This window comes from Nonomuraea sp. B12E4 (assembly GCF_039871825.1).
Classification (GTDB): domain Bacteria; phylum Actinomycetota; class Actinomycetes; order Streptosporangiales; family Streptosporangiaceae; genus Nonomuraea.
This window is the reverse complement of the sequence record NZ_JBDPME010000001.1, coordinates 1123805-1139034: the sequence shown is the minus strand read 5'-3', so window position 1 is coordinate 1139034 and position 15230 is coordinate 1123805. Positions and strand designations below refer to the sequence as shown.

16 protein-coding genes and 1 pseudogene are annotated in these 15230 nt (G+C 71.1%); 6 read left to right on the top strand and 11 right to left on the bottom strand.

The genetic code is table 11. The features are described 5' to 3' along the window. Positions 1 to 207: 207 nt before the first annotated feature. From ABGB18_RS05325 to ABGB18_RS05310, 4 genes and pseudogenes are all read right to left on the bottom strand, one after another. Positions 208 to 663, bottom strand: a pseudogene (locus tag ABGB18_RS05325) (zinc-binding dehydrogenase); the annotation flags it as partial. 18 nt (positions 664 to 681) lie between these two features. Then, the gene (locus ABGB18_RS05320; protein WP_347694185.1) at positions 682 to 915 is read right to left on the bottom strand and encodes a nuclear transport factor 2 family protein; all 234 of its coding nucleotides are present in this window, start codon (positions 913 to 915) and stop codon (positions 682 to 684) included. Between the two features lie 43 nt (positions 916 to 958). Further along, positions 959 to 1540: a TetR/AcrR family transcriptional regulator gene (locus ABGB18_RS05315; RefSeq protein ID WP_347694184.1), complete on the bottom strand. Its 582-nt coding sequence runs from the start codon at positions 1538 to 1540 to the stop codon at positions 959 to 961. Positions 1541 to 1975: 435 nt separating this feature from the next. Next, positions 1976 to 2134: a hypothetical protein gene (locus ABGB18_RS05310; RefSeq protein ID WP_347694183.1), complete on the bottom strand. Its 159-nt coding sequence runs from the start codon at positions 2132 to 2134 to the stop codon at positions 1976 to 1978. Between the two features lie 966 nt (positions 2135 to 3100). Here ABGB18_RS05310 and ABGB18_RS05305 point away from each other — a divergent pair. From ABGB18_RS05305 to ABGB18_RS05295, 3 genes are all read left to right on the top strand, one after another. Continuing rightward, positions 3101 to 4372, top strand: a complete 1272-nt coding sequence (locus tag ABGB18_RS05305) for a hypothetical protein (RefSeq protein WP_347694182.1) — start codon at positions 3101 to 3103, stop codon at positions 4370 to 4372. Between the two features lie 133 nt (positions 4373 to 4505). Further along, the gene (locus tag ABGB18_RS05300) at positions 4506 to 4883 is read left to right on the top strand and encodes a hypothetical protein (protein ID WP_347694181.1); all 378 of its coding nucleotides are present in this window, start codon (positions 4506 to 4508) and stop codon (positions 4881 to 4883) included. Between the two features lie 53 nt (positions 4884 to 4936). Next, positions 4937 to 6124 carry a serine hydrolase domain-containing protein gene (locus ABGB18_RS05295; RefSeq protein WP_347694180.1) on the top strand — a complete coding sequence of 396 codons (1188 nt, stop codon included), beginning with the start codon at positions 4937 to 4939 and terminating at the stop codon, positions 6122 to 6124. 371 nt (positions 6125 to 6495) lie between these two features. On the opposite strand, the gene ABGB18_RS05290 is transcribed toward ABGB18_RS05295, so the two are convergent. The 6 genes from ABGB18_RS05290 to ABGB18_RS05265 form a co-directional block, all read right to left on the bottom strand. Then, on the bottom strand, positions 6496 to 7158 hold the full coding sequence (locus ABGB18_RS05290) for a hypothetical protein (RefSeq protein ID WP_347694179.1): 663 nt from the start codon (positions 7156 to 7158) through the stop codon (positions 6496 to 6498). Positions 7159 to 7712: 554 nt separating this feature from the next. Beyond that, complete coding sequence (locus ABGB18_RS05285; RefSeq protein WP_347694178.1) at positions 7713 to 8396, bottom strand: hypothetical protein; 684 nt, start codon at positions 8394 to 8396, stop codon at positions 7713 to 7715. Between the two features lie 3 nt (positions 8397 to 8399). After that, the gene (locus ABGB18_RS05280) at positions 8400 to 8897 is read right to left on the bottom strand and encodes a phage tail protein (RefSeq protein ID WP_347694177.1); all 498 of its coding nucleotides are present in this window, start codon (positions 8895 to 8897) and stop codon (positions 8400 to 8402) included. A gap of 209 nt (positions 8898 to 9106) precedes the next feature. Continuing rightward, on the bottom strand, positions 9107 to 9244 hold the full coding sequence (locus ABGB18_RS05275) for a hypothetical protein (protein ID WP_347694176.1): 138 nt from the start codon (positions 9242 to 9244) through the stop codon (positions 9107 to 9109). A gap of 158 nt (positions 9245 to 9402) precedes the next feature. Next, entirely contained in the window at positions 9403 to 10131 is a 729-nt protein-coding gene (locus ABGB18_RS05270) for a BTAD domain-containing putative transcriptional regulator (protein ID WP_347694175.1), read from the bottom strand. Positions 10132 to 10210: 79 nt separating this feature from the next. Beyond that, positions 10211 to 10438, bottom strand: coding sequence for a hypothetical protein (locus ABGB18_RS05265; RefSeq protein ID WP_347694174.1), 228 nt, complete (start codon positions 10436 to 10438; stop codon positions 10211 to 10213). 124 nt (positions 10439 to 10562) lie between these two features. Here ABGB18_RS05265 and ABGB18_RS05260 point away from each other — a divergent pair, with 124 nt between their 5' ends. Together ABGB18_RS05260 and ABGB18_RS05255 are read left to right on the top strand one after the other, a co-directional pair. After that, the gene (locus ABGB18_RS05260; protein ID WP_347694173.1) at positions 10563 to 11321 is read left to right on the top strand and encodes a phosphatase PAP2 family protein; all 759 of its coding nucleotides are present in this window, start codon (positions 10563 to 10565) and stop codon (positions 11319 to 11321) included. A gap of 267 nt (positions 11322 to 11588) precedes the next feature. Continuing rightward, complete coding sequence (locus ABGB18_RS05255; protein WP_347694172.1) at positions 11589 to 12791, top strand: cytochrome P450; 1203 nt, start codon at positions 11589 to 11591, stop codon at positions 12789 to 12791. A gap of 37 nt (positions 12792 to 12828) precedes the next feature. Here ABGB18_RS05255 and ABGB18_RS05250 read toward each other — a convergent pair whose 3' ends face one another. Continuing rightward, positions 12829 to 13779: a helix-turn-helix domain-containing protein gene (locus ABGB18_RS05250; protein ID WP_347694171.1), complete on the bottom strand. Its 951-nt coding sequence runs from the start codon at positions 13777 to 13779 to the stop codon at positions 12829 to 12831. 152 nt (positions 13780 to 13931) lie between these two features. Here ABGB18_RS05250 and ABGB18_RS05245 point away from each other — a divergent pair, with 152 nt between their 5' ends. Continuing rightward, positions 13932 to 15206 carry an MFS transporter gene (locus tag ABGB18_RS05245; RefSeq protein WP_347694170.1) on the top strand — a complete coding sequence of 425 codons (1275 nt, stop codon included), beginning with the start codon at positions 13932 to 13934 and terminating at the stop codon, positions 15204 to 15206. The last annotated feature ends 24 nt before the right edge of the window (positions 15207 to 15230 follow it).

Sequence of the window (15230 nt, the reverse complement as noted above, 5' to 3'; positions counted from 1 at the left end):
TGGCCGCGTCGAAGATGTAGGCGTGGGCGCTGCCGGTCTCCGCTCCCCAAGAGAGACCCGACCCGATCAGCGTGGTGCCGAGCACCTGGCCGACGTAGCCGTTCGCGACCAGATCGCGGACGTGACGGACCACCGGGTGCTCAAATACGCAGAAACGTGCAGAAAGGGCGGGACGCGGGGGTCCGCCTGTACGGCCGGCGGGCGGTCTCAGAACTCGATGACCAGGCGTCCCCGGACGCCGCCGGCTTCAAGGAGGCGGTGGGCCTCGTGCGCCCGGTCGGGCGGGAAGACGCCCGCCACCCGCAAGGTCACCGCGCGGGTATCCGCCAGGTGTCGCAATTGATCAAGCTTGTCCGCATGGCCGCGGTAGTCAGGGACGTACTCGGTGTGAAAGGCGATGCCGCGCTCAGGTGTGCCGAAAGCTCCGGTGCCGCGCAGCGTGGCGACGCCTCCGCCGTCACGCACCGCTGCCACCACGGACCTCTCGATGAGAGCGCCGTCGGCCAGTCCGTCCACACCCTCGGGTACGGCCTGGCGGATGCGGGCTCCGACGTCGTCGCCCCTCGCGACGACGAGGTCCGCGCCCAGAGACCGGACGAGGTCCTCGTCGGCCGGCGAGGCGTCGGCGACGACGCGCAACCCTTCCGCCTTGGCCACCTGGACCGCGAAGCCGCCGAACGCTCACACATCGGGAATGCCTCCTTCGAAGGGGTCGATCCGCAGACGGGTCAATCTCGTGGTGTGGATGCGCCAGCGGCCGTCCACCCGCACGTATCGCTCGTGGTAGCGCCCGTAGCCGTGCATGCCCCTCGGGGCGCCGCCGTCGTCGGGGAAGGCGACGTAGTCGTGCATGCTCCAGATCCCGGTGGCCTCTTCAGGGCCGGTGATCTCGATGACGGCCCTTGGCGCCGCCACCCAAAAATCTTGAATGATCATTACAGAATTTGGGCGTGAAAAATCAATCGAGGCAGCCCAGGGCCACCTCCGCGATGTTCGTCAGGGAGCTCCGGTCGGGATTGATCGCGCCCATGATGCGCAGCCCGTGGACGCTCGTCAGAAGGAATCGCGCCAGGTCTGTCGCCTCGCGAGCACTGGTGACCTGACCGCTCGCCTGGGCCTTGCGGATCAGCTCGGTCAGCGCGTCCTCCAGCGACGAGGTCGTCGCCCGTACGCGCTTGGCGACATCGGGGTCATGAGGCAGCCGCTCCGTCGTGGCGCTGACGATGAGACAGGACAACCGCTCTCCGTCGCCGACGATCTCGTCCACCACGCCGACCAGCACGGCCCGGATCAGATCCCGTGCGGGTGCGCCGCTGTCGAGGAGTTCGACCAGCGGAACCGCGTACTGCTCGCGGTAGCGGTCCATGACCGCCAGGTACAGGCCCTCCTTGCTGCCGAACGCCGCGTACAACGATCCGCGCCCGATTCCCGTGGCATCGACCAGGTCCTGCACCGAGGTCCCCTCGTATCCCCTCCGGCGGAAGGCGGACATGGCCGCCTCCAGTGCGGCCTCGGTGTCGAACTCCCTGACACGAGCCATGAGAACACGCTATGGCTATCTGGAATGATCGGTCAAGTATCCGTGATGACGGTCACGGAGGAGAACGTCGGCACCGCGCCGTTTCTCGCGACGACGGCGAGGCGGGGCGCCCTGGAGACTCCGCCCGGCTGGAACAACAACTGCTCGCCGATCCCGAGAAGGCCCCGCCGCCGTCGCCCTGCTCGCCGTCACAGACCCCGACGTCGCCGACCTCGGCCGGCTCGCCGAGGCCGTCCTTCACTCCGCTGAAACCGGAGGGGCGGACGAACAGTGGATCGCCGCCCCGGTCCCCCGGATGGCGTGATGCCGGATGAATCCGATCGAAGCCGTTGCCGCTGGGGACGCAGGTCGTGCCGGAGCCCGGCGGCATGGCGGTCGTGATGACAGGTCACCATGCCGCCGGGTCCGGCAGGACTTTGACGCCCTGGGGCGCACCTACCGATCGGTGATCTCCTGATCGTCGCCGGGGGCGACCTGCTTGTCGCCTTCTTGAAGCCGCTTGAGGTGCTTCAGAGCGATGATCGAGCCGGGGAGGCTGAGAAGCACTCCGAACACACCGGCAATGTCTCCAGCTACCTCGATGAACGCGTGCACGAAGCGAGGGTCCTTTCCCGCCGGCCTGCCTAAGCCAGTGGGCTCCTGCCATCTCCAAGGAGGACCTCCGGCCTTGGCACGCATGCCAAATAAGCCGGAGGTCTCGGTCGCCCTGCACCTGAGCCAGGCTCAGGAGATCAGGACCGGCAGCCCCGGGGGCCCCTTGGAGCGGGGCTGCACCGTGATGACGAGGCTGTCGCGAAGGCCTACTCCCCTCACTGCGACCCATGCTAATGCCCGGGCCTCTGTCCCGCCGGTCAGCTTGGGGGATCGGGCCGGTGAGGAGGTTCTCACTCCGGAGGCGACACGAGGATCCAGCGAAGAGCCGGTTGACGGAGAGGCTGTAGTCGGTGACCCCGACGACACAGGCAGCCTGCCGGATCGAGCCCATACCAGCGCGCCGAGTGGGCCGGCGCGGAACCGGTCCTTCCTATCGGAAGCGGCAAGATCGCCATGAGGGCGCGCGAATGGGAGCTGCGACCTCCGGCACGCCTGGCAGCAGAGCGGCAAACCTCGCGGCAGGTGGCGAGATGAGCTCTCGCCGGGGTCCTCGCCCCCGGACGCAGGTCACGCCAGTGGCACTGGGGCGTCGAGTTCGACGTCCAATCATGATCGCATTCAGAGGCCGAGCCGGCCATTCCCGTCACGTGCATGCTCGTGACGGGAAGCCGGCTGCCGAGATCGGCGGCGGGCTGGTGCGGCGTTCCGGCGCATGTCAGGAGGCCAAGAAGGTGATGACGCGGCCCCCCGGGTGGCGCCGGTGGTCAACAAGGGCTTTCCGCGCCGGAGCCGGGGCTACTCGGGGGCTGCGCTTCCGGGCGCAGGTCTTGGGCGAAGATTCGCCCGGCGCGGCCCGGGCACCCCGCGGGGGACCGGTCCCGGGCCGCCCGTGGTCCGATGTGGCTCCCCGAGACGCGCGCTCGCCCGGGCCGGCGGCGCGCCCAGCCACGGACTGCGGAGAACCGAATGAGATGTCCCGTACGTGCAGGTGTCGTCGTTCTGGCCGCAACGGTCCTGGTGGCATGCGCGGGCACCGGCGGCGATCCCGAACCTTCGGCCACCCCCCGGGCCGAACGCCCTGCGGAGGTCCTCGACCTCGTCGGCGATCCGAACGCTCCGGCGCCCCTGGCGTTCGAGCCCGAGGCGGCGCACGTCATCCCGACCGGTCGCGTGGACTTCCCCACCATCACCCTGAACGGGCGCGCCGCCTGGTTCTCGCACGCGTCCGGGGTGACGGTGTACGACCTGGCCACGGGCAGACCGGTCACCGAGATCAGGGTCCAGAACACCCCCACCTACGAGGTGCCGGCGCCGGGCGAGCTGACCCGCAAGCAGGCCGGGCTGCTGCGCGATCGCGTCACGGAGCCGGAGCCGGTGCGGGTCGGCGGCGTGCCTGCCATGTTCACCGTCGTGCCGGTCCAGATCGGTCAGGACGGCGGAGCGGCGCAGGCGGGGTTCGAGGTGATCGTGGCGCGGGCGGACAACGGCAAGGTGATCTGGCGGCTGCCGGTCGACATCTACGGTGACCCGGCGGGTGAGCTCGGCGCGCTCCTGGTGTCGGCCGACGCCGACAAGGTGGCCGTCACCTGGACGGAGGACGGCGCTCCGAGGGGCGCCTTCGCGGTCGCGCTGGACGAGCCGCGCGTGTTGTGGCAGCGGCCGGGCTTCTGGCTGGTCGACGGGCACGACGAGGCGCTGCTCGGCTTCCGGGTGGAGCCGGATCAGACGTATTCGCTGGCCGGGGTCGGCATCGCCGACGGACGCGACCTGTGGCACAAGAAGGTGCCGGCCGGCGTCACCTGGGCGACCAAGGAGACCGGCGGGCCGCTGGCCGAGCTGGAGGACGACAGCAAGCAGGCGCGGCTGATCGAGATCGCGACCGGTGACTTCGCGCTGTCCAAGGACGACGGCCTCACCAAGCGGATGTACTGCGGTCACGGCGCGGGCGGAAGCGTCGTGCTGTGCGCCTCGAAGCAGGACGGGATGATCGCGGTGAGCGACACCGGCGAGATCCTGTGGCGCCGGGCGGCCGGTGACGGCCCGGACTGGAAGGCGGAGGTCGAGGCTGTTTTCCGGGACGTGGCCTACGCGGTCGGCGAGGGCGGGACGTTCGTGCTCGACGCCCGTACCGGGCGGAAGCTCGGCGGCGACCCGGGGGTCGTCCCCGATCGGGTCGGTGCCCACGCCGCGCTGGTCTTCACCGGCGCCGGGACCGAGGTGCACCTGCCCCGGCGCTGACGGCTCGCCGGGCGAGGCTTGCAAACATCGTCTCTATACGAGACTATGTTTATGCGCTCGCGGGAGCGCGCCGTCGGAAGTGGTAGGACTGGAGATCCGCGAAGGAGGCCCGGACAGACAGGCAGGTGCGCCCATGCCCGAAAGCTATCTCGGTGTGCTTGGCATAGCCGAGGCGCTGGGCGTGAGCAGACACGCGGTGCACAAGTGGCGCACCCGCTATCCCGACGGCTCCGACCACCCGTTCCCCGAGCCGGACGTCGAGGTCGACGGCGCTCCCGGCTGGCGGCCCGACCGGCTCGGCGACATCGTGCGCTGGCGCGACAGCCTGCCCGGCCGGGGCGCAGGCGGTGGCCGGCCCTCGCTGGCGCGCCAGGAATACCTCAAGGAAGCGATGGCCCGCGGCCTCGACCGCGACGAGGCGATGCGGGCGCTCGCCACGTTCGCCATCGAATTTCCTGAGATGACCGAGCAGGAGCTCTGCGCCTGGCTCGTGGGGAAATGGCGCCGCTGAGCGCCGCCCTCCCCGTTCACCGACCCACCTCACGAACCAGAAGGCGATGACGCATGCCCGAAATCGGCGGGACCACCGCACCGGGATTCGAAGCAGTACGCGAGGCGTTCGCGGCCAACCTGGCCGGCGGCCAGGAGACAGGCGCGGCGGTCAGCGTCTATGTGCACGGCCACCAGGTCGTCGACCTGTGGGGCGGCATCGCCGACCCCGACACCGGCCGCGCGTGGGAACGCGACACTTTACAGGTCGTCTACTCCACCACCAAGGCCGTCACGGCGGCCTGCGCCCACCTGCTGGCCCAGCGGGGCGAGCTGGACCTGGACGCGCCCGTGGCCCATTACTGGCCCGAGTTCGCGGCGGGCGGCAAGGAGGGCATCCCGGTCCGGTGGCTGCTCACCCACCAGGCCGGGCTGCCCGTCATCGACCATCCGATCACCCCGGCCGAGGCCATCGCCTGGGAACCCATGGTGACCGCCCTGGCCGCCCAGCGCCCGAGCTGGGAGCCGGGCACGGCGCACGGCTACCACGGGATCACCTACGGCTGGCTCGTCGGCGAGGTCGTCCGCCGGGTGAGCGGCCGCAGCATCGGCACGTACCTCGCCGAGGAGATCGCCGCGCCGCTCGGCCTGGACCTGTGGATCGGGCTGCCCAAGGCCGAGCGGCACCGGGTCAGCCGGATCATCGCCACCCCGCCCGACTTCGCCGCGCTGGCCGAGATCGACCTGGACGGCCTGCCGGCGCCCGCCCGCGAGGTCATGGCCGCCTACGCCGACCCGACGTCGCTGACCGTACGCGCATTCACCGTCGTCACTCCCCCGCTGGACCACAACGACCCCGACGAGCAGGCCGCCGAAATGCCCTCCACCAACGGCATCTGCACGGCCCGTGCGCTGGCCCGCTTCTACGCCGCGCTCATCGGCGACGTCGACGGGCACCGCATCCTCACGCCCGCCACCCTGGCCGCCGCCGTCGCGGAGCAGGTCGCCGGCCTCGACCGGGTCCTGCGCGTGCCGGTACGGGTGGGCACCGGCTTCGGCCTTCCGACACCGGACGCGTTCTGGTACTCCCCCACCGCCTTCGGGTTCCCCGGCTACGGCGGTTCGATCGGGTTCGCCGACCCGGAGACCGGCCTCGCCTTCGGCTATGTCATGAACCGCATCCAGTCGAACGCGCCGGACCCGAGGGCCGCGACCCTGGTGGCCGCCGTCCGGAACGCGCTCGGCAGCCTGCCTGCCCGCTAGCCTCCAGGGCCGGCGGGGCCGGGCACCTCGCGGCTGTGTGGCACCCTGGTGGCAGCCGCGTCCCTGCTCAACGCATCGCCCTCTCCCCGGTCTTGGAGGGTGGCCTGGTGCCCGAGCGGATGGAACATTCCCCCGCCTGCCCGTCTGATGAAAGTGAAGGGACACGCTCCAGCCGGGGATGCCCCGCGTGCCGGTCTTCTCCCGGGGGAACGATCGCCTCGACGAACCATCCGCGCAGCCCTCCGGTGGGGGTCACGCCCCGGCTCCGCGCCGGGGAGCCGGTGGGCTCCGTACCCCGGGAGGTCCCCGAGGCGGCGGAGCGCATTCCCGGCGGGACTGTGGCATGACAGGAGTGGTCGCCTCGGGCGTGGTCATCGAGGTTCTGGGCTGGGGCACATGACGCGGCTGGTGCACGTGCCCCGCCGGTCGCACGTGGCCTGGCTGTCGCACCTGGCCTCGTCATGGGTTGGTGGTGACCGCCGGTCGCCGTCGGAGGCGTCGGCCATGGGTGTCCTGGTGAGTGACAGCCCCACGTCAGCCCAGGCGAGCGACGGCCCCGAGTCGCCGGTGAGGGGGCGGCTGGTTGACTCGCCTGCGGGTGCCCGAGAGTGCGGCTCACTCGCGAGTGCCCGGGCGGACGACTTGCCCTGGGGCCTCAGGGTCAACGACTTGCCTGCGGGCACCTGGGCGGGCGAGCTGCGTGCGAGTGCGGGGGTGGACGACTCGTGCGCGGGGGGCCGGGCCGGCGAGTCGCTCGTGTTCGGCGGATCGCCCATGGGGCGGTCGTTGCCCGCGAACGTACGTTCTGCTCCCGTGATCCAACTCGCGTCCGCCGTCCAGCCCGCCTCGGCGGTCCAAGTCGCCTCCGTCGTCCACGTCACCTCCGGGATCCGGTCGGCCTTCTGCTCGGCCGAGGTCGGATGCGGGACCGCGAGCGACCGCTCCACCACCAGATCGGCCCGTCGGGCCCGCCCAGCCGGAGCCGTGCGATCAAGGAACGTGGCGGCCTCATCGGCGGGCGTCGTCGAGGGCACCCGCCGAGCCCGTGCGGGCGCTCCGTCCGTGGTCCGGCTCCGCCCTCCATGCTGGCCCCGCCCGCCGCGCTGGCCCGGCCCTCCGCGCTGACTTCGCCCTCCGCGCCCACCCGACCAGGGGTCCGATGGTCGTGGCTCCTCTCCGTGCGAAAGCGCTACACCGGCGGGGAACCATGGCGAAAGGCCGCCCTGGGTTGATGCCGGCGCCTGCGGGGCCTGTGCGGGGTCACGCCCCGGGGTGGACCCGGACCGATGTGGGGTGGCAGGGGGTGGCATCGGCTCAGGACGCTCGACGAAGCCCCAGCGTAACGGCGGGCGGAAGGATCTGGCGGCCACCCTGGAGAGGGCGTCCTGCGGCAGGTCCTGGCCATGGTCATGACGGATACGATCATGCTCGTGGTCGCCGTGGCCACGGTCGTGGTCGCCGTGACGATCATGGTCGCGGTCACGGTGGTGGTCGCGGGTGTGGTCGTGGGTGCGGTCGTGGGTGCGGTCGTGGGTGGCCATGTGTCTGCGCTCCCTTCAGCAGCCGTACGCGTCCGTTCAAAGAGCTTTCAGCGCCGGTCGTCGGCGGCCAGGGCCGCGAGGCGGCGGCGGCGGGCGCGTGGGAGCGCCTCGATCGTGGCGAGGTCCCAGCGGTAGGCGGAGGCCAGCAGGTGGACCTCCAGGTCGAACTCGTCCAGCAGCCGCACCAGCGCCCGCAACACCACGGTCTGCACGTCGATCCCCTGCTCCACCTCGGCCCCGCACTCCGGGCAGCCGAACAGCAACGGACCGGTCAGCGAGTCGTCCACCAGCTCGAAATCCGCGTCCGTGGGGGCCCGGGACGGGCTGCCGACCACGCAGCGGCGCAGCAGCTCCGCGGGCCCCTCGCCCCCGGCGGGCAGCCCCAGCAGGTCGCCGTAGGTGGGCTGGCGCAGCCCGCCTCCCTGGCCGAGCAGCGCGGTGCGCGGCCGGATGGGAGGCACGGTGTCCGGCGCCAGCCGGACCGAGCTCACCTCGGCGCAGGCGTGGCATCGCAGGGCCAGTTCGAGGTCCTGGCCGGTGAGCGCCTGGTGTGCCCGCAGCAGCACGCGGTCGCCGTCGGCCACGTCCACCGACGGCGGATCCAGGCCGCACGCGGCCAGCACCGCCATGCACTGCTCCAGCTCGCCGGCCTCCTCACGCAGCCCGCTCAGCGCGGCCTCCCGCAGCGCGGCCAGCGAGTCCTGTCCCGCGAGCGTGACCTGCCCCGGCATGCGCTACATCCCCGCGTGAACCACGTGCGGCGTGTCCCGTTCCCAGCCTTCCAGCTCCACCTTCAGCATCTCGATGGCCACCGCCGCGCCGGCCGCGTCAAGCTGGGGCAGCGTCTGGAACTCCGACACCCAGCACCGGTTCAGCCGGTACGAGAGCACCTGCTGCCCGCCCTCGTTGAACACGTCCACGATGAGGTCCTTGCGGAGCCTGCTGAGCGCGATCGGGCTGCCCGGCGCATGCACCAGACTCGCCCACTCCTCGAACCGCGTGTCCAGCGTGATCCCCCGTTGCAGCGTCACCGCCTCGTACCTGGTGACCCCGGGACTCTTGCGGTCCCGCGACGGGTCGGCGCCGTTCCGGTGCCGCACCGCCGTGGTGGTACGCCGCAGGGCACTCATCTTGGACACCCCGGCGACGTAGGTCAGGTCCCACCGCACCCGGAACATGAAGCTCTTGTACGGGTCGTACCGGCCCACGCCGCCGACCTTGAACACCGCCACGTCACGCCTCCAGCCCGGAAACCGGGGCCCGGCTGCCCGCTTTGCGCCAGCTTCCCCCTGCTCCGTCACGGCCTCGTCACCCTCGTGTCACGCCGGGCCATGGGGTGACGGCGGCGGTCAGCGGGGGGGCCGGAGGGCCGGGGGCGAGTGATCCGTCCGGAGCGACGGGGTCGAAGATCTGCTGGATGAGGGTCAGGACGTGCGGGTCGTCAAGAGCTGGTGTCCGGGTCGCCCGAGTTCATCATCGCCATCCTGTTCGCGGTACGCGGCCGGGGCGACGACGCGATCGGCGCCCTGATCTCCAGCGAGGTCGACCAGTGGACCCTGCTCGTCGGCAGCCTGCCCATCGCCTACCTGATCGGCGGGGGCGGCGCCGGCGGCCTGACGCTGGACGCCCGGCAGGTCGAGGAGCTCCTCCTCACCGCCACCCCGACGCTGCTCGGCGTCGCGGCCCTGCTCGCCCCTTCCGTCCCGCTCCGGAGGCCGAACGCGCGCGACCGAGGGCTCACGCGGTCAGTGCCGGGTGGGGCTGGACGGACGACAGCAGGTCGCGGATCGCCGTGGCGGGCTCCAGGCCCAGCTCCTCCCGGAGCAGCCGCCGATAGCGCTCGTACTGGCGGATGGCCTCACACCGGTTGTCGGCGGCCAGGTGGGCATGGATGACGACCCGGTGAGCGCTCTCCCGCAGCGGCTCGGCCTGGACGGCGGCCAGGCCGGCCACCACGGCCTCGCCGTGCCTGCCCGCCACCGTGAGCCGTTCGCAGAGGGCCTCCAGGGCGTGCAGCCTCAGCTGGTGGTGGTGGTCGCGCTCGACGAGGACCCAGTCGTCGTCGTACCAGTCGGGTAGCAGGTCGGCCGACAGCTCGTCGCGCGTCCCGCCGTTCAGGAGGTCCTCGCAGCCGTTGCGCCGGTCCAGCAGCCGCTGCGCGTTGACCCGCACGGCTCTCAGGTCCACCGCCACGACGGGGGCGAGGGCCACCTGCTGGGACGAGGTGGTGATCACCTGTTTGCAGGCGCGCTGCGTGCGCCAGAGCGAGGTCCGCAGATTGGCCCTGGCCTTCTCCGTGGTGCTCTCCGGCCACAGCACGCAGGCCACGTAGGTCCGCGTGAGCGGCCGGGCCTTCAACGCCAGGAATGCCAGCAGCCGCTGCGCTCCCCAGGCGATCGCCACGGGCCTCTCATCGACGGTGAGTTCGAATCCCCGTAACAGGCTCAGCGTGAGGCTTCGGCTCATCAGGTAACCCCCCTGGGGACAAACCCCTCACCTGAACATAAAGTCCCGGGCGTCTCCGCGCAGTCACGCGCGCGTCACACTAGCCGCACTCCAGGATCAGCTCTTCCAACCAGTGCCGCACGGTCTCGCAGGCCTCATCGACGGTCGCGACGGCGGTGACCGGCCGCTCGGTACGGCCGATCACCTGGGTGACCGGCCGCTCGGTACGGCCGATCACCTGGGTGATCCGCACGCGCAGGACCTCGCCTTCCACCCAGGACCGCAGGATCAGGATCCCGCCGGAACTCTCGGACGTGTCGCCGCTCACACCCCTCAGCATCGCCCTGCGCCATCACCCGTCTGTCACCGCGGCTCCCGCGGGATGCCGATCATGAGCGGAATGCCGATCAAGAACAGGAATCCGCTCCTTCCCCATGGGTAGCCGGACAGGAATGCGTATCAGAGGAGGACGGCGGTGGCTGAGGGGCCGCGTCGATCGTGACCACGGCCTGGGGTTGCGGCTGACGCTCGCCTGCCTGGCCGCGGCGCTCGTCATGATCCCGTTCAGTCTGCTGCTCGTCGTGGCCAAGATGCCGCTCAACTGGCTGGACGCGCGCGTCGCCGGGGAACTGCACGCGTACGCGCTGGCCCATCCCCTCGTGACCAGGGCGCTCATCGTGTGGACGGACGTGTTCGGACCGTGGCCGTGGCGGATCGCGGTCATCGTCTACGCCGCCTGGCTGTTCTGCCGGGGCACGCGGCGGGCGGCCGTCTGGGCGGTCACCACCGTGACGGTGGGCGGGCTGCTGGGCCTGGCACTCAAGATCATCGTGGCCCGGGCCAGGCCGCGCCTCCCGGACCCCGTGGCGCTCGCGCCGGGCGACTCCTTCCCGTCGGGTCACGCGGTCAACGCGACGCTGGGCGCGGGAGTGCTCGTCCTGCTCCTCCTGCCCGTGCTCCCCCGGTGGGGGCGGCGGGTGGCCTGGGCCGTCGCCTGCTTCCTGGCGCTGTCGGTCGGTTACACCAGGATCGCGCTCGGCGTGCACTGGGTGAGCGACGTGGTGGCCGGCATCGTACTGGGCGCGGCCGTGGTCGCCGCCACCACGGCGGCGTTCGAGACGTGGCGGCGCGAGCATGGCCGCAGGCCCGCATCGCCGGTGGAGGAGGGCGTGGAGCCGGAGTCGGCGCGGGTGGTCCGTGACCGGGAGTGAGCGCGGGGACGGCGTTTCCGGCGGAAAGGGGACCTGTGCGGCCGGTGAGCACGACGTGGCGGGCGAGGTAGCAGGTGGTCGCCCGCGGGTCATGCCGATCATCCGGCGGCGGGCGGCGACGCGCTGGTCAAGCGCGTGACGGGGCCCTGGCGGCGTCCGATGACACAAGTCATCGGACGACAGGAGTCTTCAAGGCCCGGATCTGACCCCACTACCATCGGACCTGTGCCCGCCTCGGGCGCGCGCTGACATGACGAGAGGTAAACGGTGCAGCACGTCGAACCGGCCACGGACGGACCCGTCAAGCTGACCTCGGCCTTCTTCCAGGACCCGCACCCGGCCTACCACCGCCTTCGCGCGTCCGGCCCGGTGCAGCCCGTGATCCTTTATCGGCAGCTACGGGTCTGGCTGGTCACCGGATACGCCGAGGCCAGGGAGTTGCTCAACGACCCGCGGCTGGGGAAGGACAGCGCCCGGGCGGTCTCGCTGTTCCCGCCGGGCACCGCCGGCCCGTACGCGTTGTCGCTTTCTGCCCACATGCTCAACTCCGACCCACCCGATCACACGCGGCTGCGCAAGCTCGTGAACAAGGCGTTCACCGCCCGGACGGTGGCGCGGCTGCGCCCGCGCATCGAGCAGATCACCGACGAACTGCTCGACGACATGGCGGCGGCCGGAAAGGTCGACCTGGTGGAGGCGTTCGCGTTCCCGCTGCCGATCGCCGTCATCTGCGAATTGCTCGGCGTGCCGGCCTCCGACCGCGAGGAGTTCCGGACCTGGACGGCGCCGTTCGTCGCGGCCGCGTCGGGGGAGGAGATGCGCGAGGCGCACGAGTGGATGCTGACCTACCTGACCGGGCTCGTCGCCGCGAAGCGGACGGCGCCCGGCGAGGACCTGCTCTCCCAGCTCGTGCACATCTCCGACGAGGGAGACCGGCTGTCGCAGGACGAAGTGGTGTCGATGGCCTTCCTGCTGCTCGTGGCGGGCCATGAGACCACGGTCAACCTGATCACCAACAGCGTGCTGGCCCTGATCGACAACCCCGACCAGCTGGCCGCGCTGCGGGCCGACCCCGCCCTGCTGCCGGACGCGGTGGAGGAGTTCCTGCGCTTCGACGGCCCGATCAACATCGCGACGCTGCGCTTCACCGCCGAGCCGATCCGGGTCGGCGACGTCGAGATCCCCGCCGACGAGTTCGTCTTCGTATCGCCGCTGGCAGCCAACCGGGACGGTGAACGCTACCCGGATCCGGACAAGCTGGACTTCACCCGTTCCGGTGGCGGCCACCTGGCCTTCGGCCACGGCATCCACTACTGCGTGGGCGCGCCGCTGGCCAGGCTGGAGGCGGAGATCGCCCTCGGCAGGCTGCTCGACCGGTTCCCCATCCTGGAGCTCGACTCGCCCGTGCTGCGGTGGCGGACCAGCACCCTCATCCGCGGGCTGCACACCCTGCCCGTCCGGCTGCGCTGAGCCGAGTGGGCGACGTCCGCGACGCGTGATGGGGCTGTCAGCGTGGTTCGGCGCAGAACGTCCGGCGGTAGGCGCCGGGGGTTGTGCCCAGGGCGTTGTGGAAGCGCCTGCGCAGGTTGGTGGCCGAGGAGAGCCCGACGCGGTGAGCGATGGCGTCCAACGGCAGGTCGGTGGCCTCCAGCAGGTCCTGGGCCGTGGCGATCCGCTGGGCGAGCAGCCACTGCCCTGGGCTGGTGCCGAGTTGGTCGGCGAACTGCCGGGCGAGGGTACGCGTTGAGACGCCCGCGTGCGCGGCCATGTTGTCGACGGTGACCGGTTCGCCGAGTCTCCCGATGATCCACTCCAGCAGTGGCGCGAGCGTGCCGTCCATCTGTGCGGGATGCGGCGGCGCCGCGTACTGCAACTGCCCGCCCTCGCGGTGCGGCGGCATCACCATGGTTCGTGCGACATGCGCGGCGTATCCGGCGCCCTGGTCCTTGCGGATCAGGTGCATGCACAGGTCGAAGCCGGCCCCGGCGCCGGCGCTGGTGGCCACGTCACCGTGGTCCACGTACAGCACGTCCGAGTCGATGCGAAGGTGCGGGAAGCGCGCTGAGAGCTCGTCCGTCAGCGCCCAGTGGGTGGTCGCCCTCCGTCCGTCCAGCAGCCCGGCGTGCGCCAGCGCGAAGGCGCCGGAACAGATGCTGACCACCCGCGCTCCGCGGGCGTGCGCACCGCGCAGCGCCCGGACGACCGCGGTGGAGGGCGGCTCCCCGGCCGGCAACCAGCCGGGGACGACCACGGTGTCCGTCCGGTCGAGTGCGTCCAGCCCGTCGGTCACGAGCATGTCGTACCCGGCGTACGTCGCGACCGGCCCGGGCTGCTCCGTGCACACGCTGAAGGCGTACCGCGTCGGAAGCCCCGGCCGCTCGATCCCGAACACCTGGGCCGCGCAGGCGAGTTCGAAGGTCGATTGCGGGGGACGGATGAGGGCCACTACGCGATGCATGTCAGAAAAGTACCGTTTGATGTCTTTCCTGTCACTCGGCTTGGTAGGCGGTCAGCCGCCAGGCTGGCCCCATGACGCTGTTCGCCTCCATGTGGCCTGCCGTCCTGAACGGCGCTGAGAAGACCGCCAACCGGTTCGGGGGTCGCGGCTAGATGTCCAAAGATGAAAAGGCGCCGGGCGAGCCCGCATGGCGTGTCCAGGCTGCGGTTCTGACCTTGGGAACATTCGTCGTCGGAACCGACGGGTTCATCATCGTGGGCCTCCTTCCCCAGATTCAGAAAACGCTGCACGTCGGCCCTGCCGCAGCGGGTCAGATGGTGAGTGTGTTCGCCATCGCCTACGCGCTGCTGGGCCCCATCTTCGCCGCGTTCACGGGCAGGTGGCCCAGGCGCCGGGTCCTCGTGACCGGGATCGCGCTGCTCGCGCTGGGAAACGCCGTGACGGCGTCGGCTCACGGTCACGGGCTGGTCCTCGCGTCCCGCGTCCTGGCCGGGTCCGGCGCGGCGCTGTTCGTCGCGAGCGCTGTGGCCACGGCCGCACACCTCGCCGGCGATCAGCGGCGGGGGAAGGCCATCGCCATGGTGACCGCCGGGGCGACGCTCTCGCTGGTGCTGGGTGCTCCGCTGGGCACTCTCATCGGCGGTGCATGGGGCTGGCAGATGGCCATGTGGTTCGTCGCCGCGGTCGCCGCTGTCGTTGCGGCCGTCATCGCCGTGCTGCTGCCGCCCATCAGACTCGATCAAGGCGCGACCATGCGGCAGCGCATCGCGCCGCTGACCGACCAACGGGTCCTGCGGGTCCTGATCGTCACACTGCCGGCGTTCATCGGCATCTTTCTTCCCTTCACGTATATGAGTGCGGTCTTCGCGCCGGCGATCGGTGGCGAGCAAGCCAGACTCGCGCTCCTGCTGCTGGTGTTCGGAGTGGCGGCCACGGCGGGCAATCTGACGGCCGGCTCGTTGGCCGATCGGTACGGCTCACGGCGCGTCGTCATCGGCGCCACTGTGGGCGTCGCCGCGGTGTGCATGGTCATGCTCCCGGTTCGGGAGGTCGTCATTCTCGCGGCGATCGCCCAAGCTCTCAGCGGCGTCGTGTCGTACTCGGTCATGGGACCTCAGCAGCATCGGATCATCGCCCACGCGACTGCTGAGAGCGCGTCGCTCGTGACCTCGCTGAACACCTCTGCCGCCTACCTCGGCAACTTCATGGCCGGCGGCATCGGAGCGGTCATCCTCACCACCACCGGCTCCGCGGCCCTTCTCCTGCCCATCGCTGCGGCCTTCGCCGCGTTCGCGGCGTTCCTCGCCTGGCGGCTACCGAGCGGGGGGAAGCCGTCGACGGGACCGGCAAGGCGACCACCACACCGCCGCGACAGGCACCTTCGACACGATGAGCCGGAAGAAGCCTACGTTGAGCACGTTGCGTAGCGAGCACGAGCGGACGCCGGCCGC